This is a genomic window from Peribacillus sp. NPDC101481, assembly GCF_044767165.1.
Classification (GTDB): Bacteria; Bacillota; Bacilli; order Bacillales; family DSM-1321; genus Peribacillus.
The window spans coordinates 853,942-879,382 of the sequence record NZ_JBIWNJ010000001.1; the positions used below are offsets into that span (position 1 = coordinate 853,942).

The window sequence follows — 25,441 nt, forward strand, 5'->3', positions numbered from 1 at the left end:
AAGTAAAGCTACTGAAAAGAAAAATGCTGAACAAGTAATTGCCCTTTGAAATGAATAAATAATCCATCTAAGAAAACCGGCATATGTATTGATGGAACTTTGCGCATACGCTTATACCGAACCTGCCGAAGGAATGACCTTTTCCTTCTGTCCATAATATACGCTGTGAGAAGCATCACCATTAAAACGAGCAGGCAGGCCTCCGGAACCATTCCATATGACATCTATGCAGCAATCCAATATGCGCTAAATCACTGTTGCTAATTCCATGTACAAAAAAACGAATAGAAAGACCGTTAAAGACCTTTTCATTTTCTAATCAGCGATATTAAACCTCCTTCGTTCATGAAGTGAGTAAATTCACTATGCCTCTTCAAAACGGAATAACGGAGGGGATTCCGTAAACCATTTTGTTCGATACAGAAGATAACCAATCCCAATTACCGCCCATACAATTCCTAGGATCAATGAACTCGTCTCGAGATTAAGCCAAAGGATGAAGACCGATGCAGCACCTAAAACCGGGGACAGAATTGTTGAAAGAAATCCTTTAATCGTTCTGAAGCTTTTGTTTCTTATTGAATGGACGATTACACAAATATTCACGAAAGTAAAAGCAATTAATGCCCCGAAGTTTATGAGGGAAGTGGCGGTAACCAAATCAAGGAATAAGGCAACCAATGATATGGACCCGACAAATATGACATTAAAAAATGGCGTGTTGTATTTTGGGTGGACAAATCCAAATAGTTTTTTCGAGATCATTTGGTCACGTCCCATGACATATAGCAACCTAGAAACACTAGCATGGGATGCAAGCCCAGAGGCAAGTGTACCGCATAAAGTTCCTGCAAGAAAGAAGGCTTGAAATAACTTCCCGCCCACAAAAAGGGCTATTTCCGGAGAAGCTGCTTCTGGATCGCTAAAACGGGAAACATCCGGGAAAAATAACTGTGTAAAGAATGATGCCGTCACAAATAAAACCCCTCCGATAAGGGCGGTCAAAAAGATGGCCCGGGGAACCGTTTTAGATGGATTCGGTGTTTCTTCCGATAAAGTTGTGACAGCGTCAAACCCCAAGAAAGAAAAACACAGGATTGTAGCACCAGTTATGAGCGTCGACATCTCCATATGATGCCCGAAGAATGGCTGAACCGATAAGACCTCTCCAGTCCCTTCTCCACCCATGACCCCTTTTACGACAAGCGCCACAAATATAAGGATCACCAACATTTGAAAAAATACAAGGAAGCTATTAAAGTTGGCTGCAAAATTAACATTGAATAAGTTAATGCCTGTCATTAAAAGGACAAATGCCACCACCCATATCCACGGGTACACCTCCGGAAAAAGAGCAGTTAAGTATATTTTTGTTAATATGCCATTCACCATCGGTAAAAATAAATAATCAAGTAACGAAGACCACCCGACAAGGAAGCCTAAATGTGGATTGATCGTTTTTTGTGTGTAAGTATAGGATGAACCTGCCTGCGGATAAATTTTTACCATTTTCCCATAACTTGCGGCAGTAAACAACATCGCTAAAAGAGCAATGACATAAGCGGTTGGCACATGCCCCCCCGTTTTTTCGGAAACTATCCCAAATGTATCAAAAACAACCATCGGTGTCATATATCCAACACCAAGCAATACGATATGCCACAAGTTTAAAGACCTTTTAAGATTACCTGTTTGCATGTATCATTCCCCTTCCTTTTTTAGCGAGAAAAGTTAACCAACTTTTCTGGCCTCCCTTATAATTCTTTGGTCATATTACACCTCGCAATTTTCATACCAAAAAAAATAGTCGATTTATAACAAAAAACAAGGAAATATGTAGAATGTTTTATGCAAACTTGAATAACCTATTCAAGTTTGCATAATAGAACAGATGATTTTTTGCCCATAAAAAAAAGCAGAAGATATTAGATATCTTCTGCTCATTTGACTAAATCCCCCGTGCCGAGGTCAAATTACTAGTTTACTTTCGTTGCATTGTATGCTGATACACGGCAAGGCGCATCATCAAATGCCTAATTTAATGAAATTCTTTTATGAAAATCAACAGATTCGGATTTCAATCGTGCTGTCTGCTATCCAAAATGTTATAAAGTTCTTCCATTTCATTCGTTTTTGAACGATTCATCAAGAGGTCAACTGCCTTTTTCACTTCTTCCCCATTGAATAAAACATCGTACAGGGCTTCAGTGATCGGCATGTTCACTTCGTACTTTTGAGCTAGTTGATAGGCGGCTTTAGTGGTTCTGACACCTTCAACGACCATACCCATGTTTTCCAAAACTTCTTCAAGCTTTTGCCCTTTTCCAAGCATATTCCCAGCTCTCCAATTACGGGAGTGTACGCTTGTACAAGTGACGATCAAGTCGCCAATCCCAGCTAAACCTGAAAACGTAAGCGCGTTAGCCCCCATGGCCACCCCTAGACGGGATATTTCAGCCAATCCTCGTGTCATTAATGCAGCCTTGGCATTATCCCCATAGCCTAAACCATCCGTAATTCCGGCAGCCAATGCTATGATGTTCTTTAATGCCCCTCCGATTTCAACACCAATCAAGTCCGGATTTGTATATACACGGAAATTATTATTGATGAAGATGTCCTGAACTCTTTCGGCAGCCTTCATATTCTTGGAAGAAACGGCAACTGTTGTCGGGTGACGTAGACTGACTTCTTCAGCATGACTCGGTCCTGAAAGAACCACTATATCTTTAAGCCAATCCACCGAAGAGACTTCTTCAATCATTTCCGATATACGAAGCAGGGAATCAGGTTCAATCCCCTTACTTACATGAACGATTGTCAATGGCTTATCATGAGCCTCTTCAATCTGACCAAGCACTTCCCGGTAGGCTTTGGTCGGCACAGCCAAAATTATTATTTCAATCCCGACCAATGCTTCCTTAATCGAAGAATAACCTTTAATCCCCAAAGGCAATTCAATCCCAGGCAAGTATTTTTCATTCGTATGTTTTTGATTTATTTCATTGATTTGATTCTGATTATGTCCCCACAATCTCACTTCATGCTGGTTATCAGCGATCACGAGCGCTAAAGCAGTTCCCCAGCTCCCTGCTCCGATCACTGCGATACTTTCTTTATCTTTCACCATGGTATAACCACCTTTACTATTTTCTCTGACGTCCAAAAATTCGTATTGGTGTTCCTTCAAAACCAAAGGCATCCCTAATTCGATTTTCTAAAAATCTCTCATATGAGAAATGCAATAACTCCGGATCGTTAACGAATACAACGAAAGTTGGCGGCTTGATCGCTACCTGAGTCGTATAATAAATTTTCAAACGGTTACCATTATGTGTCGGTGTCGGATTCATCGCCACGGCATCCATGACCACTTCATTCAATACATTTGTCTGAACCCGGATAGCATGATTCTCACTAGCCTGATCAATGACCGGTATTAAGGTATGTGTCCGTTTTTTCGTTAAGGCAGAAAGATAAATGATTGGCGCATAATCCAAGAATAGGAAATGGGCACGGATCTTCTCTTCAAAATCCTTCATCGTTTTTTCATCTTTCTCGATGGCATCCCACTTATTGACGACGATGATGACCGCCCTACCCGCTTCATGGGCATATCCGGCAATTTTTTTATCCTGCTCACGAATTCCTTCTTCAGCGTTCAGGACTACAAGAACAACGTCTGAACGTTCAATTGCCCTTAATGCACGAAGTACGCTATATTTTTCCGTGCTTTCATACACTTTACCTTTTTTCCGCATCCCTGCTGTATCTATAATGACATATTCTTTGCCATTGTATTTATACGGAGAGTCAATCGCGTCACGAGTCGTACCTTCAATATCACTGACAATGACACGTTCTTCACCTAACAATGCATTGACCAGAGAAGATTTACCTACGTTCGGTCTTCCAATCAAACTGAATTTAATGACATCATCAGCATAATCCTGGCCGTCGAATTTAGGGAAATGTTTAGCCGCTTCATCCAGAAGGTCACCAAGACCAAGTCCATGAGACCCGGAGATTGGGAATGGATCGCCAAAACCTAACGCATAGAAATCATAAATTTGATCCTTCATTTCTGGATTATCTACTTTGTTTACTGCAAGGACAACTGGCTTTCTCGATTTATAGAGAATCTTAGCGACTTCTTCATCAGCAGCCGTTACCCCTTCACGACCATTCGTCATAAAAATTATCACATCAGCTTCGTCAATGGCTATTTCAGCCTGCTGGCGAATTTGTTCCAGGAACGGCTCGTCACCGATATCAATTCCACCTGTATCGATAATGTTAAAATCATGTGTCAACCATTCACCAGAACTATAAATCCTGTCCCGGGTCACTCCAGGAACGTCTTCGACAATCGAAACCCGTTCTCCAACTATTCTATTAAAGATTGTCGATTTTCCCACGTTCGGACGACCGACTATCGCAATTACCGGTTTTGGCATTGCTCTTCACCCTTTCTGCTACTATATCTCTGTCAAAGTCACGAAATTCATGAATGCATTTATACGGTTGCTTTGCATTATTGATTTTCATTATTTCCTTTTAAAGGAAAGAGCTGTATCCATCATCATTTAAAGGAATCTTTCATCAGTAAAAAATTCGCAACTGATGTTCATTTAAATGCAAGTATTCACAGGCAGTTTGTCCACTTGACGCCGCAATTCCTGAGGTGACGTGAAGCTGACCCTCTGCTTGCTCAAACTTGATTATAAACAGCCCAAAAAAATGAAGAAAGCTTCGGCATACGGCTTCCTTTTTAATTGTTTAGAGCATTTTACGATTATCTACAGACCTCTAACTATCCTATAGTAACAAATTTCTCGCCAATCAACAATGATTGTATGAATAAAAGCCTTCTAATTCCAGCTTGCACCATTTTGATAAATTTTTCACCATACTCTTCATTGATTAAAATTCTCTTTTCCTTGTTTTGATAAAAATCTCGATTGAGAAATTGAATAAATGTATTGGCCAGCCAGTTCCAATATTCTCCACAATATGTTTGCGCCCAAAACCAGCACTGCATTATCATGCCATGCGTAAGCAAGGGCCACATAAGGTAAAGAGTGGTAAGCAAGCAATCCAGAATATATGATATCTCCCATCATCATCCCAATTAAAAGGACGAACAATCGATGTTTCCAATTTTTAAAAAGTAATAGGATAAGATAATTCAGGAAAATACACAAAAGATAAATCGGTTTCATGATGAGCCATATCGGATCAAGCAAAGAAAAAAGTTGAAAACTGGCATAAGCGAGAGTGATAATAAGACTTCCGCTGATCAGTTCCATCATCTTGATGATTGATTCCTTCCTAATATACACACACAGTATAAAGAAAAGATACGGCCCGCTCAAATGCATGGAAACCAAGGGAGCATCCAGTTTATATCCAGCTAAAACCATTACGGCTAATAGATGAAATAGAAAATCAAAACGAAAGGGAACCGTTTTCGGAATAAAAAACATGACAATGACCCAAACTATCCATGAAATCCAATAAAATATTATTCCATCCATGCAGCGCCCCCCTTTTAGGAACATTATGGCTTGTTTATTCAAAGTATAAACGTATAGCACGGCATTTAATGAGGAAACCTTCGTCCTATCATTAGAAAAGGAGGTGTAAACATGGGAAAAGATCGGCAAGAGAAGAAATTGAAAGAAAGTAAACGGGTGGAGTCCGACAGGGACCAATCACTGGAGCATAAAGGAGCAACTAGAATGGAAAGCCCTGAAGAGGCTCGAAAAAGGAATAGTTAAGTCTATCCCTGAACAAAAAGAAGCATCTCAATCCGTTCAATTGAGATGCTTCTTTTTCTGGTCATTCATTTAGCATATGCCGAACAATCAATGCCTCTTTGAGATAACCAATGATAGGTATTGCCCTTGATGACTAATTTCGATTTCCTTAGGTCTGAGATATTACCGCACCCGAGTGCAGTCATGATGATCTTTAAATCTTCATGTATGTAATTTATTTCTTTAATCAGTTGTTCCAAGCCCAGCTCTTTATAGAGCTTGAGGAAATGCCCGGCCAAGCCGACACCCTTCGCTCCTAATGCCAGGCTTTTTGTAATTTCCAGAGGACTTTGAATTCCGCCTGACCCAATGACTGATAGCTGTGGTGAAACATTAACTGCTTCGACGATCGAAGCGGCTGTCGGTATGCCCCATTCATTGAAATATCCGAGTATTTTTGCGCGTCTCTCATTCTCGATTTTAGCAAAATTCGTTCCGCCAAACCCGCCTACATCAATGATCGAAATACCAATAGAATGTAATTGCTGCACCGTTTCCATACTCATCCCAAATCCAACCTCTTTTACGATGACAGGGATTCCGATCGTTCTATTGATTTTTTCAATTCTCGAAAGGGTACCGGCAAAATCCCTGTCCCCTTCAGGCATCGTCAATTCTTGAATTACATTGATATGAATCTGAAGGGCATTTGCACCGATCATATCGCTGGCCCGCTTAGCCTGTTCGACTGTTGCTTCGCCACCGAGATTACCAATCAACACACCATTAGGATTTTCCTGCCTTACAACTTTAAAAGAAGCCTGCTGGCTAGAATCCTTGATGGCTGCCATTTGAGATCCGACCGCCATGGCGATTCCTGTTTCCCGAGCAGCAATGGCTAGGTCACCATTCAATTTTTCGGTTTCAGGGCCTCCGCCCCCGGTCATGGCATTTATGAAAATTGGCGAACTTAATTCAAGTCCGCCAACTTCTGCTGTGAGGTTCACATTATTCAAGGAAATACCTGGTAAGCTTTGGTGAATAAACGAAATATCTTCTAATCCTGTTTTATGCTGCTGCCCTGTCTTTAGCGCAAATTCTATATGATCTAATTTTCGTTGTTTTCTCTCCAAGGACATCACCATTATTATCTTATTTTAGTTTTTTCAATTGATCACCGATCATTTCACCTAGCTGAAAGCCCTTCGATTCTTCAGGGATCTCATAATCCGATGTATTGTAATTAGCTTGAGGTTCTTCAAGTTCCTTAATGCTCAATGATAGACGTTGATCCGTTTCATTGACTTCCAGCACCTTCACTTCGACAGACTGACCTTCTTTAAGCACTTCTTGCGGCGTGGCAATATGCTTGTGGGAAATCTGGGAAATATGAACAAGCCCTTCCACCCCTGGGAAAATCTCCACGAATGCACCGAAAGAAACAAGGCGTTTGACGATACCTTCCAGTGTAGAGCCTTTGGCCGCTTTTTCTGCAATGCCTGCCCAAGGTCCCGGAAGGGTATCTTTAATGGAAAGTGAGATCCTTTCGTTATCACGATCGATGGATAGTACTTTAACTTGCACTTTATCCCCTTCGGAAACGACATCGGATGCCTTGTCGACATGCTGATGGGAAAGCTGGGAAATGTGGACAAGACCGTCTACGCCCCCAATATCCACGAATGCACCAAAATCGGTAATCCTTTGGACCACGCCCTCAAGCACTTGACCGCTTTCAATCTTATCCAAAACATTTGCTTTTTGCTTTTCCTTTTGTTCTTGGACTACTGCCCGATGCGAGAGGATTAAGCGATTCTTGTCTTTCTCAAGTTCAACGATCTTGAATGTTAAAGTTTTGTTTTTGTAATCAGAAAAATCTTCAACGAAATAGTCTTCTACTAGAGAAGCCGGAACAAAACCACGTACGCCTAGATCTACAACAAGCCCGCCTTTGACGACATCTTTAACTTCAGCCTCAAATACGTCTCCATTTTCAAATTTCAATTCCAGGTCATCCCATGCTTTAAGAGCGTCAATTTTACGTTTTGATAGAATGAGAGCTTCTTCTTCGACCTTAATGACTTCCAGCTCCAATGCATCACCTTCCGAAACGGCATCTGACGCCTTTTCGACATGAAGGCTTGAAAGCTCACTGATTGGTATGATTCCATCAGTCTTGCTGTTTTCCACATCGACAATGACCTGTTTTTCTTCTACCTTTGAAACGGTTGCTTTAACTTGATCCCCAACTTTGTAATTGTTCACTTCTACCTGGTTCATATCTTCTGTCATTACTAACTCCTCCTTAACCCATGACTGATCAGCAAATTTCCTCTTCATCGGCCACATTTTTTATTTAAAGTGGTTCAATAAAAACACTTTCCTAATAAAGATAAAAACAGTTTTTTTAGAGTAATAAAGTTATATTCCTTTTTATCGGCAATAAGGAACAATACCCTTATTTTATAAATTCTAACAAAATCAGAAAATTGTCAAGTATGAAGGACTATTTATGCTCGGAAATCAATTTCCCGATTTGGTCCATGATGATTTTGGTAGCTTCATCGGCTGATATTTTCTGTTCGCGATATTCAGTAAAATTTATTGGAGGACCGTAAACGACCTTCAACGGACGCAAAAATTTATATGGGCCGATGATTGCACATGGTATGATAACGGCATCAGACCGCAAAGCGAAAAATCCGGCACCCGCCAAACCTTCTCCCAATTCACCAGTCTTGCTTCTGGTTCCCTCGGGAAACAGTCCGATCGCCTTGCCCTCCTTCAAAAGCTTTAAACCTTTTCTCAGGGATTCCCGATCGCTATTGCCCCGCTTCACGGGAAATGCATTTACTCTGGGTAATATACCCTTTAAAACAGGTGCTTGAAACAACTCTTCTTTCGCCATGAAATGAATATCCCTAGGAGATGTCATTCCAACTATGGGCGGATCAAAATTATCAATGTGATTGGCACAGATCAATACTCCGCCCTCTTTAGGGATATGTTCCTTTCCGAGCGCTTTAACCCTAAACGAAGGCGTTAAAACGCCTTTTACGATGTTCTTGGCAAATGTGTAAAAATCCAATGTCATCTTTTCCTCTCTTCTATTAAAGACATGATACTTTCTGCAACTTCCTGAATCGATAATGAAGTCGTATCGATTTCGATAGCATCCGCAGCCTTTTTCAGTGGCGATACCTCGCGTTCCGAGTCCAGCTTGTCCCTTGTTGCAATTTCCTCCCTTAACTTTTCAATATCTGAAGGAAAACCTTTCAATAAATTTTCCTGATGCCTCCGCTGTGCCCTTTCGTCCACAGATGCGATAAGAAATACCTTTACTTCGGCGTTGGGTAAAACATGCGTACCAATATCCCTGCCATCCATGACGACACCGCCATTTTCACCAAAGATTTGCTGCCTGCGAACCAATTCTTCCCGGATGCTTCGGTGCTTTGCCACTTCCGATACGGAACCAGTCACTTCATTATTCCTGATTTGGGCTGTCACGTCCTCATTATCCAAGAACACCAACTGTCCATTTTCACTTGGTCTTAATTCGATTTCCGTATTGATGAGAACTTCTGATAACGCTGGTTCATCATCAAGAAGAATCTTTTGATTAAGGGCCTTATAGGTAAGGGCCCTATACATTGCACCTGTATCCACATATATGTAATTAAACTTTTCTGCAACAATTTTAGCAACCGTGCTTTTTCCAGCAGCAGCTGGTCCATCGATTGCGACTGATAATTTTTTTTCCATAAATCCTCCCAAGAATCCTACAATCATGCTGATTATTTAGTACCCTTTCATTTTATCACAACTAGCGGGAAAATCATTAATAAAAGGGATGTGTAGGTTCAAAATCACCTTAGTTCTTTTTTTATCACTACAGCCATCAATAGTTATCCTTTTTTGAAAATCTTCATACAAAAAAGCGGATCACCGCTTCAGACTGTAGACAATTCATAGAAAAACGGGTTTGCCTGCAGTATTTTCATTAAATTGTTCAATCTAGGTAGGGGTTTTTTCCATATAAAAAGGAAAATATATTTTACTTCTAAATCACGGTTCGGAGGAGATTCCTAACCTCATTTTGTCAACAAGATGAAATTAATCACCGCTTTTACTATCGGTCCCATTGAATGTTTCAATGATTTTCGTATAATTATTGCTGGTGACACCTTCATATCTCGAGAGCTTGGTCAAATCAATGATTTGATCCTCCCTGCTCAAAAGGAATTGGAAAAAAAATAAGCAGGCCAATTGAATGATGATCACTTTAATTAATAGTCTTTCAAATGTTTTCATAAGCCGCACCCTCCATCTGTTTATATTAGCAGTATGGATGGAATCGCTGTTTTTCATTCAATCATGTTAAACGTGCAATCCTTTTTTCTTTAATTCGATCTGCTTTTCAAATATAAACCTCATTAATGCCTGTACATCATTTTTTGTAGGTTCAAGAAATTTGACGTGCAGCAGCATATTTCCATGCTCTTTCTCCGTTACGCGAATGATTTTGCTTTTTAACCTTAAATAATGAATCTCACCTGATTTAAGCGTGAGCGCCATCCACAGGTATAAATGGGAAACCGATGGTATATCAGTGCCTTTTAAAAGCCTTATCGAAGCCCCGCCTGCACTTATATCCTCTGTTAATGCGCGAAAAGGGGGAAACTCGGAATGTTCTGGATGAATGGCTGTATCCAGGGTTACATCCAGGCGCACGTATTGCCTCCGTTGGATTTTCACAAACGTTTCTGCTTCGGGCAGCAAAATTTGCATCATGGGTATCCTGCCTTTCACTTTTCCAAGCACTTCAGAATCAAATATATAAACAGCCTGCTCTTCATTGGAAAATGTGACGTTCAATAGTGTCCCATCCATAAGGAATGCAGTTTTACCAGTCTCTAAATTGATGGGAAAGTCGGTATAGACACAGCCCTGTCCCATTTCGACAACCATACAATTGAACTTTTCCTTCTGTGATGAGTATTTCGGTTCGAGCATTAATATATCACCAATTTTAAACATTGTTATCCACGTCCTTTGATAGAAAGGGAACTACGTAATATTATCTATTTATTTCCCATATTATCCAATGATCATTTACGTTATTATGTCATGAAATAAAAAAAAGGGAAAGCGACTAAGCACATTTCCCTGCAACTAATGATTCATGTTAACAATTAACATTAAATTAAATTCTCGTATATCGGTTCGGAATTCTTTAATTTTTCCACCTTTTCTTCTTGACCGGTATCTGCATTAATGAAAATACGGTAGGTATCATCTTTAATCGTACCGAGAAATTCATAACATAGGACTTCTTCACCAATATCATTGGTGATTAACGCTTTTCCTTCTTCCATTATTTTTACATTATTGTTGATTTTGTCCTTAGCTTCTTTCTCGGATATGTTCGGATTCGCTAATTCCCTGGTTTTATGTGATTTTAAATACTCGTCGGCTGAAAATCCAATAATTGATCCATCATCCAATGCGACTTTGACCTTGACTGAATCCGGATAAATCTTGACGCCATTTTCTGATGTCACGAAATTCAATAACGCGATATTATCGTACTGAGCACTTTCAAATAATTCAAGTGAACTGAAATCATGTTCCTTTAAAAATTCTTCGGCTTTTGTATAGGCTTGATTCAAATCAATATTTGTTTTATTCACGTCCCTATTATTGATATACCAAATAGGGTAACCGCCTTTTTTTGTCAAATCCATATTCAATTCGGTATCGGAATCTTTATCGAGGATGCTCACACTATAAAATCCAAAATCGGAACCTTTTCCGTTTTCCTCCACATTCACCTGCAAATTTCTGCTTTTTGAGTGTGCATAGTTTTTAGCTGTCGCAATGGCTTCTTTTTTTGTTATGGTTTCACCTTGCAAATTTTTAAAGTTTTCATCCCTCTGTTGTGCAGATGTAAAAGTCGGATTCATCTCATTCGTTTCGCCGTACCCAGATACTTTTTTCTCCACCGTCTTTAATCCGTCGATGATCGTGTTATCCGAATTTTCTTTCCCTGATGCAAGAGCCATTTCGACATCCATCCATCTTAAATTGTTTTTCAGGACTAGATATTGCACTTTTCTTAACTCGCCCTGGATGTCCCCTGCCTGTGTGTACAAGGATTGTAGAGTCGCATATTCCTTATCATTCAATGGTTCTTTTTCAAGGTCACGTACTGCTGTTTTATAACTGAAGTCTGCAATTTTCGATAAAAATTCTTCGGTCTTATTAAAAGGAAGCAAGGTCAATGGCAACTGCCCGACATCACTTTGGGCTTCGGAAGTGATACGCCAAACATCCGTTAAAGCCGGACTTAATGAATAACGTGAATTCATGGCCAAAGTACCGCCGACCTTATCATGCAATAAATCCACTTGATAGCTTAAATCATGAAAGGCTCGCTGATACGTATTTTCAGCGTTGATTAATACAGCATTTTTTTCCTTATGTTCTTGATAGCCCCAGAATGCAGTTCCCGCAACAACTACAACAAGCAGGGCAATCACTATATTCCTGATCATTTTCCTTCACCTCTTTACTTACAAAAGATATGTTTTCCGATTCTTTTAATTTGTTCCCTTGACCAGATCCATTTGCTTGTTGCCGTGTCGGGGTTAAAATAATATTCTGCATTACCGCTTGGATCCCATCCATTGATAGCATCCACCACGGCTTCTTTCGCCCTTTCGTTCGGTGTCAGCCAAATCTGTCCATCCGCAACAGCCGTAAAGGCCCCAGGTTCAAAAATCACTCCTGAAATGGTATTAGGAAAAGCAGCACTTTCCACTCGATTCAGTATTACTGCCGCAACGGCAACCTGACCTGTATATGGCTCCCCTCGTGCTTCTCCATAAACTGCATTGGCCATCAACTGTATATCGTTTTGAGAATATCCTCCTGGAAGATTGGCTGTAGTTGTTTTGGAAGGAGCTTTTCCGGAAGCGGCCCCTCCAGACGTAGTGCCATTTCCTTTCGCTTTTACCTGATTTTCAATGGGGACTCCCCCATAATAGGTGAATTCGTTCCCTTTATTGATCTGTTCGTGAACAAATTCTTTATTGAAATTAGAGGCATTCGTCAACTTCTGTTTTGTTGTAGTCCCTGCCAAACCATCTATTGGAAGCCCGAAATCTTGTTGAAAATTCCGAAGTGCCCAATAAGTGCCCCATCCATAGGCTCCATCAATCTTTCCATTATAGTAACCGATGTTTTGTAGGCGTGCCTGCAGTTCAATTACATCGTCTCCAACCGCACCTTTTTGAATGATTTGGCTCGAAAAGGCATTTGTTCTTGTTTCCGGGTAAATTCCGAAACAAATAGTAATACACGAAAACAGCAAAAGCCATTTCCAATTTGACGAAATTCCTTTCATCAAAAACACTCCTCTTTTTCTTGAATTAATGTAATTCTATTTTCTTCTTTACTGGCTTTTTTATTCCAAACATAAAAAAAACGGAGCGGGCAAAATATGCCAGCACTCCGTTTTGATAGTATTCTTCATTTGCTTAGGAATTGATTTTGAGAAAGTTTTTCAGCATGAAAGTCAGACAACAAACGTGCTTTCTTTACTTTTTTCATGCCTAGCCACCATAGATAAATCATGAATGGCATGATAAAGTAAACCCAAAATTTTTGGGAAACTAAAATATAATCGTAAACCCCATGTAACGAAATTGGTATGATCAATGCCAATGATAAATAGACCTTATTATTCGATGCTGAAAATTTCGCCTTGCCCAAATAATATCCCATGATCACACCGAACAAAGCGTGACTGGATACAGGGAGAATGGCCCTGAGAAAAGCATGTTCCACCCCGTTGGCCAACAGATACAAAATATTCTCCATTGTAGCGAATCCAAGGGAGACTGCAGCTCCGTAAACAATCCCATCATACGGCTCATCGAATGCTACATGCTGATAAATGACATAAATGAGTATGAACCACTTGAAGAATTCCTCAAGCAGTGCAGCCCATAAAAAAGCATTTGCTAAATCGGTATTCAAGATATGTTCGGTTTCGAGCACATACTGTATGAACATAATCGGCAATACAAGAAAGACACCGAATAAAAATGTTTTGACCACAACCGATATCGGTTCGGTTTCATATTGATCTTTCAAATAAAAATAGCTCAGTAGCGCCAATCCAGGCGCAATGGCCGCTGACAACATGACCAGCATTAGCTGACCCTCTTTTCATCTTCGTTTCCTTAATCGTACCATGGAATGAAGAAAAACTGAATCCAAGAATCAAGTCTTCCAAATTTTATTTTATACTTCAGTATTTAAAGAAGATCTCATCTATAGTGTTTTCGCTTGCCAGCATGACAGCTAACTTGATCCGGGCCTTCTTGCTGTCATAGTCTGCGCCTAATATCACACCGCGTTGTTTTAGATCAAATGCGCTGCCTTCATAATCATAAGCTGGGTAAACTTTTCCTTCCTCCGCACTTGTAGTCATGATGATCGTTATGCCTTTATCGATTGCAGCCTGTATGGAAGTTACCATTACAGGGGTAACCTGTCCCCTTCCTACACCCTCGAGCACGATGCCTTTCGCACCGTTTGCAACCGCAGCATCAATAAAGAGGCCATCAGCGCCTGTATGGCACTTGATGATATCCACCCTGGGAATGCAATCCCCAATATCATAACACTCCCTATGTAATGGTTTTTGATAGATGCTGACGACATCATTATCAATTATCCCCAAATATCCATAGCCAAAAGATACGAACCCCTGCAAATTGGAAGCATGAACTTTTTTGACATACTTGGCTGAATAGATTCGCTCATTAAAAACGACTACTACTCCGACATCCCTTATAAGATCACTCGCAGCGCATAATATCGAATTCCTTAGATTGGAGTATACATCGGTGCCCACGTCTTGAGGAGAACGTTGTGAGCCGGTTATTACGATTGGACGTTGATCCTTAGTCGTGACATCAAGGAAATAAGCCGTTTCCTCAAGTGTATCCGTACCGTGGGTCACGACGATTCCCGTGACATCAGGATCCTCCAATTCCTTTTGAATGGCTGATTTAAGCTGCTGCATTTTCTCGAAGGACATGGACATGCTTGAAATCTGGAAAAGATCAACCACTTTAACCTCGATATCGTTGGGCAATTCGCAAAGTGCTGCCAATTCATGGCCAGTCAATGCACCAGAGGCCAACATACCATTCGCTGTTGCTTTACTGGCAATAGTCCCACCAGTCGTTATTAATGATATTTTATCCATACGGTCCCAGCTCCTTATTTATATAATCACTTTTCTTTAACAGCCAAATGATAAGCAATCAATCCACCATGGAACCTGCCGTTCTCGATGAAGATTTCGTTCGCATTATTTCCGGCTGCCAGAACTCCTGCAATATAAAGACCTTTAACGTTCGTCTCCATCGTTTCCTCGTTATATGCGGGCCTTCCAGTCTCCTTATCAATAGTAATGCCCATTGAAGCTAAAAATGAATGATCAGGATGGTATCCAGTCATAGCAAATACAAAATCATTTTTAATGACTTTTTCCTCATCGCCGACATGATAGATGACGCTGTCTTCCGTTATCCTGTCAACATTCGCATTAAACTCCATCTTGATCGTTCCATTGCGTACCAATGATTCGAATTCGGGAAGGATCCAAGGTTTGACACTTCGAGAGTAATCCGATCCTCTATAAAGGACTGAAACCCTTGCTCCTGATTTGACCAATTCCAGAGCTGCATCCACGCTTGAGTTTTTGCCACCGATGACGGCAACATCACAATTAAAGTAGGGGTGGCCCTCCTTGAAGTAATGAAACACTTTTGGAAGCTGTTCACCCGGTATGCACATATAGTTCGGATGATCATAGTATCCGGTCGATACGATGACATGCAGAGCAGTATAGTCACTCTTCGATGTCTTGACTAAAAACTTCCCATCTTCACGCTTTTCCACTTTCTCCACTTTTTCGAATTTATTGACCCGCAATTCTTTCCTTCTGACTACCTCCCTATAATAGGCTAGCGCCTGATTGCGGACCGGTTTACGGTTTTCGATTATAAAAGCGATATCACCAATCTCCAGTTTTTCACTCGAACTGAAAAATGTTTGATGTGTCGGATAACGGTAAATGGAATCAACCACATTGCCTTTTTCAATGATCAGGGACTGTATTCCCACTTCTTTAAGAGCGATTGCAGCAGCCAATCCACAAGGGCCCCCACCTATGATAATGACTTCTTCAACATTCATCTTTATTCCACTGCCTTTCCATGCACTATGTAATTCGTTCGTCTAAATATAAAAACTCCTATCAATACATGATAGGAGTTTTTACAAATCATTTCAATGATAAAGCAATGAACATGATTTTAACTATAATTAATACATGATTTGAAGTTTTTAGATCCAACCGCGGAAGCGAGAAGCTTCAGCCATTTTTCTTACGCCAATCATATAAGCAGCTAGGCGCATATCTACACGTCTTGATTGTGCAAGTTCATATATATTATTAAAGGATTTCACAAGGATTTTTTCCAGCTTTTCGTCCACTTCTTCTTCAGACCAGTAATACCCTTGGTTATTTTGTACCCATTCGAAGTAAGAAACCGTAACACCACCAGCAGAAGCAAGGACATCAGGAACAAGAAGGATTCCGCGATCCGTTAGGATTTGTGTCGCTTCAATTGTTGTTGGTCCGTTAGCTGCCTCGACAACGATCGATGCTTTGATATCTGCAGCATTTTCTTCAGTGATTTGGTTTTCAATTGCAGCCGGAACTAGAATATCACATTCCAATTCAAGCAGTTCTTTATTAGAAATTGTGCTTTTAAACAATTTCGTTACGGTTCCGAAACTATCTCTCCGATCGAGAAGATAATCGATATCCAAGCCTTCAGGATCATGAAGAGCGCCATATGCATCCGAAATCCCAATAACTTTAGCACCAGCGTCGTGCATGAATTTAGCTAAGAAACTACCTGCGTTACCAAAACCTTGAATGACGACCCGTGCCCCTTTAATATCGATGCCGCGTTTCTTGGCAGCTTCATTGATACAAATCGTTACACCCTTGGCAGTCGCTGATTCACGGCCATGGGAACCACCAAGCACTAGCGGTTTACCCGTAATGAATCCTGGCGAGTTGAATTCATCCATACGGCTGTATTCGTCCATCATCCAAGCCATGATTTGAGAGTTTGTGAAAACATCAGGTGCCGGGATATCTTTAGTCGGCCCAACGATTTGGCTAATTGCGCGAACATAGCCCCGGCTCAGCCTTTCAAGCTCACGGAATGACATATTACGAGGATCACATACGATACCGCCTTTACCCCCGCCGTATGGCAAATCAACGATGCCGCATTTCAAACTCATCCAAATGGATAATGCCTTCACTTCACGTTCCGTTACATTAGGGTGAAAACGGATACCACCTTTTGTAGGCCCAACAGCATCGTTATGCTGTGCACGGTAACCCGTGAAAATCTTAACCGAGCCATCATCCATGCGGACTGGTATCTTCACCGTTAATAAGCGCAATGGTTCCTTCAACAGCTCAAAAACTTCTTCCGGGTAACCCAGCTTATCCAAAGCTTTATGTATTACAGTTTGGGTAGACCTCAGTACGTCGTGTTTTTCTTCTTCATTTACATGGCTATTGCCTTTTGCCGATTCCATTAAAGTACCTCCTAGAAAATCTCATCCATATATAAAATCTATAATGTACAAATAGTCCTCTTCATGTGCTAGTATACACCTTCGATACAGATATGCAAGAGTAAAAATGGGAATTTAAAAGTTGGAAATATTCTAAAAATGAAAACGTTATCATATCAACTGTTTTCATACACTTTAACCGTATATCTTCTTCGGCCGAGGGCTGAGACAAATAAGGCAAACCGCATTGTTTTTTCCTAATGTGGCTGCCTTGTCTCATTCGTTTTACATCAACTGAAGTGTGTGAGCAAAACATGTATCGCTTCATTTTCGATTATACATGTTCCGTATTCGTTTATGCGGCAGAGTGTCAATGTAGATGCATGGCCATACTCAGCCGCTAAGGATATGACCGTGTCGTAGGTGGTGTCTTTAACATTTTCGATAAGTAAATAGTATCTTCCCTCAAAATGATAAAGAGTACTTTTAAGCAAACCTTGAAAAGATAATCTGTGAGATAATTGGACGATATCTTCAAAGTCATTGAAAACATACAGAATATGGGGGAAGTCATCAATTTTCACTTGTAAATCCAAGTACTCCTCTTCATCTGTCAATAATTCCTCTTCGTCCTTTGTCACAATGATTATCAATCCTTGAGCAGGCAAGGAGAAAATTTCAATTGCAATGGAGCCACTCATTTTAAAGCTGAGTTCTTCGCATGCTTCTTCGACCATATCCTGAAATAGCTTGTGGACCTTTAAGGAATTCCCTAAAATATCTTCTTTTGTAATGCCTCTATCAATTAAATCATCAAGGGTCAAAAAAATCTTGATTTTATTATTGGTTAATCGCTCCAGCTTCATAAAAAAATGCCCCCTGGTTACCATCTTCATACATCATATGAAGCCTTGGTCGCAGGGTGCATATCCATTATTTCGCCTAAGCGGCGCAGCTAACCTTTCAGCCATTCCTCCCATTTAGATTGCGTGTCCCCCATTAAAACTCCGCTGAAGGCCGAACGGTTTTCTTCGGATATATCGCTCAGCGCCGCACCGCCAAGACCCACCTTCAAATCCGGGAAATCCTTTATTAACGATTCAAGCAGCATAAATGTTCCATCAAGATTCTCTTTCAGTGAACATGACATGAATAGGTATGAGGGCTTTATGATGTTTAAAACGGTGAAAAGGTCCTTATCAGCAATGGATTCACCTAAATAAATGGTTTCATACCCTTTCCGCTTCAAAAAAATGGTGAAGACCAACAGTCCAAATTCATGTTTTTCACCGGGAGCACAAACGGTAAGGGCCTTCGGAAGGAAACCATTAGTCGGAATCGCATGCATGACTGAACTGATCCTGGATTTTAGGATGTTCGACGCAAAGTGTTCATGAGCGGAAGTAATTTCTCCCCTTTCCCACTTATCCCCAATCTGAACCAATATTGAACCGAGTATTTCAACTATGGTTTGTTCGATTGTATACATACTGAATGCTTGGCTTATCAGCATATGGGCTTTATTTTCATTGAAATTTAATAGAGCTTCAATCAATTCATCCGATAACTTAACCGTTTGTTCATCCTTACGGTTCGTTTCAGGAACTCCAGGCGCTAGAGTGCCTGTACTTTCGAGAAGTGAAACGGCTTGGCTTATTGTAAAACCTTGCTTTGTTTTAGTAATGAGCCACTTAAGGATTTGCAGATGTTTTTCAGTATACAGCCGGTGCCCCGATTCATTCCTGACAGGTTCGATAAATTTATAGCGCCTTTCCCAAGCCCTAAGGGTTCCCGACTGAATGTCCAGCAGTTTTGATACTGCCTTTATATTATATTTACCTTCTTGCATGGTTTTACAAGGCCTCCAATAACTGTACGATCATTTGATGAAATTATAGTGGATTTTTCAAGGTCTGTAAAATCCCGGTATGCTCGCTTAAAAGCAGCCTAATAGGATTTTTCCACAGCTTCGCCTATTTCAGTGTCTGTCCCCCTTTTCAGGGTGAAGAGGTGCGTTTCAGGCTTAGCTTCAAGCCTTAAAGGCACTGCGCTTGTCCCATAGCCATTACTCGTCATATATATACAGTCCCCCTCTTTTTTAACGCTTCCGATTTGATAGGGCCCGAATCCGAATATGCGAATCTGCCCGCCATGGGTGTGACCTGACAGGACAAGACTAATATGGTGTTCCGGAGTCAACTGTTTCTTCACCAATGGATTATGGCTCACCAAAATCCGGAAATCTTCATTCCCGCAATCCGACAGGGCAAGGTCAAGCCTATCACGTTCTTCCGATATATCATCAATGCCCAGAAGAGCGATTTTACTGCCATTCTGAGACTCAAAAGAAACAGCTGTATTATCAAGGATCTTCACCCCATGTTTCAAAAGAGTCGCATCCAGTTCATGGAAGTCGCCTTCATAATCATTATTACCCCAAACAAAATAAAGGGGACCAAGTTCTTTTAGTTTCAATAAATTTTTTTCCACACGTTCTAAGGGAACCCCGCTTTCCCTAATGTCACCGCCGATTATCACCAAATCTGCCTTGTCACGTGTTTCCTCAATCAATTTATCCGCAACGATTCGCCGATGAAGATCGGAAATGAAAAAAATCCGCACATCTCCAAAGCCTTCAGGAAAGTCTTTAAAATATAGGTCTTGAGAAATCACCCTATCTTGCATAGCCGTACGCCACATGTAAAAGATCGTGGCAAATGACAGCAGGATGATGATTAAAAATAATCCAGATAACCATAACATCTTCGTTAAACCTTCTTTCCATCCTTATCCAAACGTACTTTCATATAACCATAAAACGGTATTACCCGCAATTAAATATGATTTAACGCGCCCGTCATTTATTTTCATGATATAAGTTAATATCATAATTCTTCTTCATCATTTCAAAAACCTTATGGCGATTTTTCCATTCTTCCTCTTTTTCCCACAATTGCTTACTTTTGTTAATGATTTCACAGCGTAGCAGTTGAAACTCCTTTTCAGCTTTATCTAGCTTTTTTTTAATTAAAACCATATATCCATATAGACCAATTGCTGCCGCCAAAAAAAGGAAATGGCTAAAATGGTCGACGAAAACACTAAACATACTGAAAAAGGAATAGGAATAAGGTACAACGATATAAAAATAAAGATAAATCATAAAAAGGACAGCAACAATCATGGTTGCCCATAAGCTTTGAAGGTGCTTCTTTTTAAGTGCCTCGAATTTTTTCTTCCGATCCACGACATTTTGCAGCATTTGTTTTGTTGCTTGATCCGTTTTCTTATCCAGTAAAATGATTGTCGATTCCATCGCATTTCCTCCTCTGCTCTTTCAAATCATGATATGAAAGAGTAGAGGAAAAAATGATAATGTACCTGACACGATTGCCTTCATACTTACCGAGTCAAACAATTTTAAAAACACCCTGCCTATAAAAGACAGAGTGCCATCATTATTTCTTGATTGGAATTTTCAATACTTGACCTTTGGAAATTTCATTGCCATTCAGCCCATTCCACTCCCTGATCAGAGCAATCCCTTCCTGTGATTTGTAGTAATTCATGGAAATGCGAAATAATGTTTCTTCACCTTGAACAGTATGTAAGACAACTTTGTATCCCTCTTTATCCGTTTTAGCGGCTTGTACATTTTTCTTTTCTGCTGCTGCTTTCTTTGCCTTTTCCTCAGCTTCTTGCTGTGCTTTGGCCTTTTCCGCTGCTTCTTGCTGTGCTTTGGCCTTTTCCTCTGCTTCTTGCTGCGCTTTGGCTTTAGCCTCAGCTTCTCGCTGCACTTTAGCCTTTTCTTCAGCTTCTTGCTTTGCCTTGGCTTTTTCCTTAGCTTCTTGCTGCGCTTTGGCTTTAGCCTCAGCTTCTTCTTTCTCTTTCTCCGCTTCAGCCTTTGCCGACTCTTTTTCCTTTAAGTCCTCTGCCGTTGCTGTAGTTGGAATCGATTCTTTATCTTCCTCTTTTAAGACGACTTGGTCACTTTTAGTAACAGGTACAGGCCTATCCTGCAGATATGTATAAAGGGTATAAAATCCAATTGGAAGCAAAATAAAAAATAACGCTAATAATTGTATCATTGGGAACTTAATCTTCACTTTACTTTTTTTCTTTTTATTCTGGTGGACTTTGCTGCGCTTGGGCAATGATGATTTAGCCTTCTGACGTTCAATTCGCGAACGAAGTTCACCAGCCTGATCATTTTCTTTTTCATTCTTTTGTACCCGGCTCATTCAAGTCACCCCCTTTCTTGCTCAACCCTCTTTGCTTTTTGTTCCTGATTAAAATACCAAGGATAAAGTCAATCAAAAAGTGGGCCGTAATCGTCACGATGATATTATTAGTCATTTCAAATAGAAAACCGATAAAGAAGCTTAAAACCAAAACATTCAAAAATAAAAACCAATTAAAAAGGTAACGATAATGGACGGCTGCAAAAATGAGGCTCGTAAGAAGCAAACCAAAATGTGTTTGCAGCACTCCACGGAATAATAATTCTTCGCTAATCGCCACCACTAAAGCTACGACAAAAATCATCGGGTATGACAAATTACTGAAAATGCGTTCGTTAATACCACCATCATCCTGATAGGAAGAGGGTGTCACTTTCATAAGCAATAAGTCAAATAGCACGACAATGACTCCTGCGGGAATTCCAATCAGCAAAATGTTCAGGTCATCATAGATAAATAAGTCGAAAAAGGCAGAACGGTCTTTAAATAAAATAATACCTAAAAAGATGGCTAACGTTAAGAGAATAATTTGTGTAAGAAACAAATTAAATAGCAACTGTTTATCTGTAAGTTGTTTAATCATTTCAGCTTGCTTATTTTTCATTGCCATATTCCTTCTTTAATAAGATATAAGCCAATTCCTTTTTCCACGAGGAAAAGGAATTGACCGGATCCACCTTGACCTCCGGCCATACATCAGCCATTTTTTCGGTATCCATCCCACAAATATCACAACAGATGGGATTCACTTCCCGATGCTCTTCTCCAAAGTAGTCCAGTATTCCTAAACGTCGACATTCCGGTGCATAGATCCAGTGCAGGAAGTTATGCAGCTTTTCTTGATTCCTGGATTTCCTCTTTTGACAATACTCTTTCATCGCAGCCACTTGATGTAGGTTATTTCCCGTAAACTGGGTAAAAAAACGCAGCTGGACTTCGTTTAACGAAAAGGATTGAGACAGCTGTTCTTTTTCTGAAAGGGTCAAATTCACCGGAATCTTTTGTGATGCATTAAGGAAAGAACATACACCATCGATTTGCGAATCCGAAGGCAACTGCTGCTCCATCAAATGCAGCGGAAGCCCTTCATCCCCTTCGCTATATAATAAGACAGCCACACTTTGCTTACGATCCCGTCCCGCCCTGCCTATCTCCTGAAGATATGCTTCCATCGTCGATGGGATATGAAAATGGATAACATATCTGACATCGGATTTATTCACACCCATTCCAAAAGCACTTGTTGCACATATAATCTTTAACTGGCCAGAAATGAATTGCTGCTGAATCAGCATCCTTTGTTCCTGTTCCATTCCACCGTGATAATAATTGACACTATCAATCCCGTTTTCCTGTAAAAATCCCGTGACAGATTCCGCCACTTTTTTAGAGGAAAAATAAATAATCCCGCTTCCGGTAAATTTCCTGACAAGCTCCAGCACACGTGCTAGCTTCTCATCGTAGCTGAACATTCGCTCGACAATAATTGCGATATTTTCCCGATCAACAGATGAGACCGTTTCATTGACCGGCTCAATATTGAGTTTACCAACGATGTCCCTCCGGACCTCATCGGTTGCAGTTGCTGTCAGGGCAAGAGTCAACGGATTGTTCAATTCACGCCTCACTTCTCCTAAATTCAAATAATCCGGACGGAAATCATACCCCCATTGTGAGATGCAGTGAGCTTCATCTATGACGAACAAACCTATATCTATGGATTTCAAGGATTTTATTACACCCTCCAGGCTTAACATTTCAGGAGATAAAAAGATAAAACGATAACTATGCAACCGGTCGAAAGCTTTCCTTTTTTGATTTAATGTCAAAAAGGAGTTGAGGGTCAATACACTTTTTTCGCCACTCATCTTCAGCTGATCTGCCTGATCCTGCATTAATGATAATAATGGGGAGACAATTAGGACAGTCTTATTTAAAAGATAAGCCGGCAGCTGGTAGCATAATGATTTACCTGATCCGGTCGGTAGCATCGCTAAGGTATGATTGCCGGACATCAATGATTCAACCACTTCCTTTTGTCCAGGACGGAATTCATCAAAACCGAATTTTTCTTTGAGGACTCGTTCTATATTCATCATCACTCACCTATTTTCGCAAGTACAAGTCTTATTTGGAAAAAGCTTATCTCTTTATTATCGACCATCTGCTTGATTGCTTTAAGCTTTTTTGTTCCAAGTTCCTTAATAGCTTCAGCAATTTTCCTCTCATCCTCGATATTCACATAATCTGAAATCGGAAAACTCTTGTCCGATAAGACAATTTCTACGAGGTGATCTTCGATGGTGTTGACTTTCAATCTGCGGATTTCAGCAATTTCACCCAGACTTTTCCCTTCATGGATGTATCGTAAAGTAGCCTGTGTAGATTGTGTCAAATGAGGATTCCCACTACTTTTCCAATCATTTGTTAATGTGGACAAGAGAGGGTAATCCTTTCCCGTTTCCATTTCAGCAAGCATTTGATGCAATGAGTCAAGGAATGTAAAGCGGACATACTCTTCTTCTACATCCTTCCTTTTTGCAATCTGTTCAAACGTAAGTCCAATCCTGTTGATTCCGGTTATTTTCATAATGAAAATGTCTCGTTTCATATCACTTTGACTTTCTAAAAGGGATATCAGTTCATCATATAGATGTTGGGCAATCAATGCTCGATCCTGACGATTGGCATGTAAAAATTCCTTTACGAAGAATTGGATTTTGGGATTTCTTTGTATCGGATAAAAACGTCTTTCATTGTGGACAATATGGGATATGGTTTGAATGAGTAAGTTTAACCTTCCCCAGAAAACCGGGATGATATTGTGATATTTCCAACCATTAATATACGCCGGAAAAGGATTATTTTTAAAGTAATCGACTAACATTCCTTCACCTTGCATACTAATTTCATATGCATCTGGTTTATCCGTTAATTTAATCAAGTCATGCTTAAGTAAATGTTCAATGTTTTGATTTAATTGCTGACGGGTAAATCGAGGTATTGTCCCAAAAATATCCGTTAGCCCGAATAAATGGGCATCCTGGATTGTTTGTGACGATTTCTTCCCCTGCAGCATATGGTATATAGCATAAATGGAGCGTTCGCCTTGAAATTTTTTTATCGCATATAGAATGATGGCCTGTAGATAATTATTCATGGGACTCACATCCTTGTTTCATTTAACCAATAAACCCATTGTAACAAATAACTGCAAAAATCGCCGTTATTATTGATGAATACAAGGAAAATTATGTGACTAAATGACGAATCATGGAAAGAACCAAGTTAAGTATTTCGATGTTTTCCGTTGACATTGTGCTACATGATAGTTATTATCAATACAATTTCTATTGAAAAGTTTGGCATTCGGTCTTACAATAAGAAAGAGATAATAATCTGAAATAAAAAGATTATCAGTTGTCAATCAACTTAGGAGGGGTTATATTCATGGCTAAATTTACTATTGTGGATAAAGAAACATGCATAGCTTGTGGAGCTTGCGGAGCAGCGGCACCAGATATATATGATTACGATGACGAAGGGATTGCATTTGTTACCCTTGACGATAACGAGGGAATCGTTGAAATTCCTGATGTACTTATAGATGACATGATGGATGCATTTGAAGGATGCCCAACGGATTCTATTAAAGTTGCTGACGAGGCATTTGACGGAGATGCACTTAAATTCGAATAACGTACAAGCCATTTTCAATCGAAAATGGCTTTTTTTTTGCCATCTCCCCATCCCAAA

26 protein-coding genes are annotated in these 25,441 nt (G+C 40.1%); 2 read left to right on the top strand and 24 right to left on the bottom strand.

Annotated elements, in window-relative coordinates; all coding sequences use genetic code 11:
- Window positions 1-363 precede the first annotated feature (363 nt).
- The 4 genes from ACIROD_RS04025 to ACIROD_RS04040 form a co-directional block, all read right to left on the bottom strand.
- Complete coding sequence (locus ACIROD_RS04025; RefSeq protein WP_101222427.1) at window positions 364-1,698, bottom strand: APC family permease; 1,335 nt, start codon at window positions 1,696-1,698, stop codon at window positions 364-366.
- 379 nt (window positions 1,699-2,077) lie between these two features.
- A complete protein-coding gene (locus ACIROD_RS04030) occupies window positions 2,078-3,130 on the bottom strand; it encodes an NAD(P)H-dependent glycerol-3-phosphate dehydrogenase (protein ID WP_402938181.1) in 1,053 nt (350 codons plus the stop codon).
- A 16-nt stretch (window positions 3,131-3,146) separates the two neighbouring features.
- Window positions 3,147-4,457 (bottom strand): ribosome biogenesis GTPase Der, encoded by a 1,311-nt coding sequence (gene der, locus ACIROD_RS04035; RefSeq protein WP_101222429.1) that lies wholly within the window; start codon window positions 4,455-4,457, stop codon window positions 3,147-3,149.
- 459 nt (window positions 4,458-4,916) lie between these two features.
- A complete protein-coding gene (locus tag ACIROD_RS04040; RefSeq protein WP_402938184.1) occupies window positions 4,917-5,537 on the bottom strand; it encodes a YphA family membrane protein in 621 nt (206 codons plus the stop codon).
- A gap of 111 nt (window positions 5,538-5,648) precedes the next feature.
- Here ACIROD_RS04040 and ACIROD_RS04045 point away from each other — a divergent pair, with 111 nt between their 5' ends.
- Window positions 5,649-5,780 carry a YpzI family protein gene (locus tag ACIROD_RS04045; RefSeq protein ID WP_101222431.1) on the top strand — a complete coding sequence of 44 codons (132 nt, stop codon included), beginning with the start codon at window positions 5,649-5,651 and terminating at the stop codon, window positions 5,778-5,780.
- A 65-nt stretch (window positions 5,781-5,845) separates the two neighbouring features.
- Here the strand turns inward: ACIROD_RS04045 and fni are convergent, their stop codons facing one another.
- The 20 genes from fni to ACIROD_RS04145 all read right to left on the bottom strand — a co-directional run bounded on the left by fni (window position 5,846) and on the right by ACIROD_RS04145 (window position 24,845).
- Window positions 5,846-6,892 carry a type 2 isopentenyl-diphosphate Delta-isomerase gene (gene fni, locus ACIROD_RS04050; RefSeq protein WP_402938187.1) on the bottom strand — a complete coding sequence of 349 codons (1,047 nt, stop codon included), beginning with the start codon at window positions 6,890-6,892 and terminating at the stop codon, window positions 5,846-5,848.
- A 19-nt stretch (window positions 6,893-6,911) separates the two neighbouring features.
- The gene (gene rpsA / locus ACIROD_RS04055; protein WP_101222432.1) at window positions 6,912-8,051 is read right to left on the bottom strand and encodes a 30S ribosomal protein S1; all 1,140 of its coding nucleotides are present in this window, start codon (window positions 8,049-8,051) and stop codon (window positions 6,912-6,914) included.
- 214 nt (window positions 8,052-8,265) lie between these two features.
- A complete protein-coding gene (locus tag ACIROD_RS04060) occupies window positions 8,266-8,853 on the bottom strand; it encodes a lysophospholipid acyltransferase family protein (RefSeq protein ID WP_402938190.1) in 588 nt (195 codons plus the stop codon).
- On the bottom strand, window positions 8,850-9,524 hold the full coding sequence (gene cmk, locus ACIROD_RS04065) for a (d)CMP kinase (RefSeq protein WP_230176957.1): 675 nt from the start codon (window positions 9,522-9,524) through the stop codon (window positions 8,850-8,852). Before cmk ends, ACIROD_RS04060 begins: the two co-directional genes overlap by 4 nt.
- Window positions 9,525-9,875: 351 nt before the next feature.
- On the bottom strand, window positions 9,876-10,073 hold the full coding sequence (locus ACIROD_RS04070) for a YpfB family protein (protein ID WP_101222433.1): 198 nt from the start codon (window positions 10,071-10,073) through the stop codon (window positions 9,876-9,878).
- Window positions 10,074-10,139: 66 nt separating this feature from the next.
- Window positions 10,140-10,799 carry a flagellar brake protein gene (locus ACIROD_RS04075; RefSeq protein WP_402938195.1) on the bottom strand — a complete coding sequence of 220 codons (660 nt, stop codon included), beginning with the start codon at window positions 10,797-10,799 and terminating at the stop codon, window positions 10,140-10,142.
- A 161-nt stretch (window positions 10,800-10,960) separates the two neighbouring features.
- The gene (gene ypeB, locus ACIROD_RS04080) at window positions 10,961-12,316 is read right to left on the bottom strand and encodes a germination protein YpeB (RefSeq protein ID WP_402938198.1); all 1,356 of its coding nucleotides are present in this window, start codon (window positions 12,314-12,316) and stop codon (window positions 10,961-10,963) included.
- 14 nt (window positions 12,317-12,330) lie between these two features.
- Entirely contained in the window at window positions 12,331-13,167 is an 837-nt protein-coding gene (sleB, locus tag ACIROD_RS04085) for a spore cortex-lytic enzyme (protein WP_101222436.1), read from the bottom strand.
- A 125-nt stretch (window positions 13,168-13,292) separates the two neighbouring features.
- Window positions 13,293-13,979, bottom strand: coding sequence for a glutamic-type intramembrane protease PrsW (prsW, locus tag ACIROD_RS04090; RefSeq protein WP_101222437.1), 687 nt, complete (start codon window positions 13,977-13,979; stop codon window positions 13,293-13,295).
- Window positions 13,980-14,076: 97 nt separating this feature from the next.
- The gene (locus ACIROD_RS04095) at window positions 14,077-15,042 is read right to left on the bottom strand and encodes an asparaginase (protein ID WP_402938202.1); all 966 of its coding nucleotides are present in this window, start codon (window positions 15,040-15,042) and stop codon (window positions 14,077-14,079) included.
- Window positions 15,043-15,068: 26 nt separating this feature from the next.
- On the bottom strand, window positions 15,069-16,037 hold the full coding sequence (locus tag ACIROD_RS04100) for a YpdA family putative bacillithiol disulfide reductase (RefSeq protein WP_101222439.1): 969 nt from the start codon (window positions 16,035-16,037) through the stop codon (window positions 15,069-15,071).
- 150 nt (window positions 16,038-16,187) lie between these two features.
- Window positions 16,188-17,465 (bottom strand): Glu/Leu/Phe/Val family dehydrogenase, encoded by a 1,278-nt coding sequence (locus ACIROD_RS04105; RefSeq protein WP_048681753.1) that lies wholly within the window; start codon window positions 17,463-17,465, stop codon window positions 16,188-16,190.
- Window positions 17,466-17,734: 269 nt separating this feature from the next.
- Window positions 17,735-18,310, bottom strand: coding sequence for a genetic competence negative regulator (locus ACIROD_RS04110; protein ID WP_101222440.1), 576 nt, complete (start codon window positions 18,308-18,310; stop codon window positions 17,735-17,737).
- A gap of 89 nt (window positions 18,311-18,399) precedes the next feature.
- Entirely contained in the window at window positions 18,400-19,293 is an 894-nt protein-coding gene (locus ACIROD_RS04115) for a MerR family transcriptional regulator (protein ID WP_402938205.1), read from the bottom strand.
- Between the two features lie 98 nt (window positions 19,294-19,391).
- Window positions 19,392-20,207, bottom strand: coding sequence for a metallophosphoesterase (locus ACIROD_RS04120; RefSeq protein ID WP_402938208.1), 816 nt, complete (start codon window positions 20,205-20,207; stop codon window positions 19,392-19,394).
- Between the two features lie 94 nt (window positions 20,208-20,301).
- Window positions 20,302-20,760: a YpbF family protein gene (locus ACIROD_RS04125; protein ID WP_402938210.1), complete on the bottom strand. Its 459-nt coding sequence runs from the start codon at window positions 20,758-20,760 to the stop codon at window positions 20,302-20,304.
- 142 nt (window positions 20,761-20,902) lie between these two features.
- Window positions 20,903-21,685 carry a LysM peptidoglycan-binding domain-containing protein gene (locus ACIROD_RS04130; protein WP_402938213.1) on the bottom strand — a complete coding sequence of 261 codons (783 nt, stop codon included), beginning with the start codon at window positions 21,683-21,685 and terminating at the stop codon, window positions 20,903-20,905.
- Window positions 21,663-22,289: a CPBP family intramembrane glutamic endopeptidase gene (locus tag ACIROD_RS04135; protein ID WP_101222445.1), complete on the bottom strand. Its 627-nt coding sequence runs from the start codon at window positions 22,287-22,289 to the stop codon at window positions 21,663-21,665. The genes ACIROD_RS04130 and ACIROD_RS04135 overlap by 23 nt, the downstream gene beginning before the upstream one ends.
- A complete protein-coding gene (locus tag ACIROD_RS04140; protein ID WP_402938217.1) occupies window positions 22,279-23,781 on the bottom strand; it encodes a RecQ family ATP-dependent DNA helicase in 1,503 nt (500 codons plus the stop codon). Before ACIROD_RS04140 ends, ACIROD_RS04135 begins: the two co-directional genes overlap by 11 nt.
- 2 nt (window positions 23,782-23,783) lie before the next feature.
- On the bottom strand, window positions 23,784-24,845 hold the full coding sequence (locus tag ACIROD_RS04145; protein ID WP_402938219.1) for a YpbB family protein: 1,062 nt from the start codon (window positions 24,843-24,845) through the stop codon (window positions 23,784-23,786).
- 290 nt (window positions 24,846-25,135) lie between these two features.
- On the opposite strand from ACIROD_RS04145, the gene ACIROD_RS04150 reads away from it, so the two are divergent.
- A complete protein-coding gene (locus tag ACIROD_RS04150) occupies window positions 25,136-25,384 on the top strand; it encodes a ferredoxin (RefSeq protein WP_034308087.1) in 249 nt (82 codons plus the stop codon).
- The last annotated feature ends 57 nt before the right edge of the window (window positions 25,385-25,441 follow it).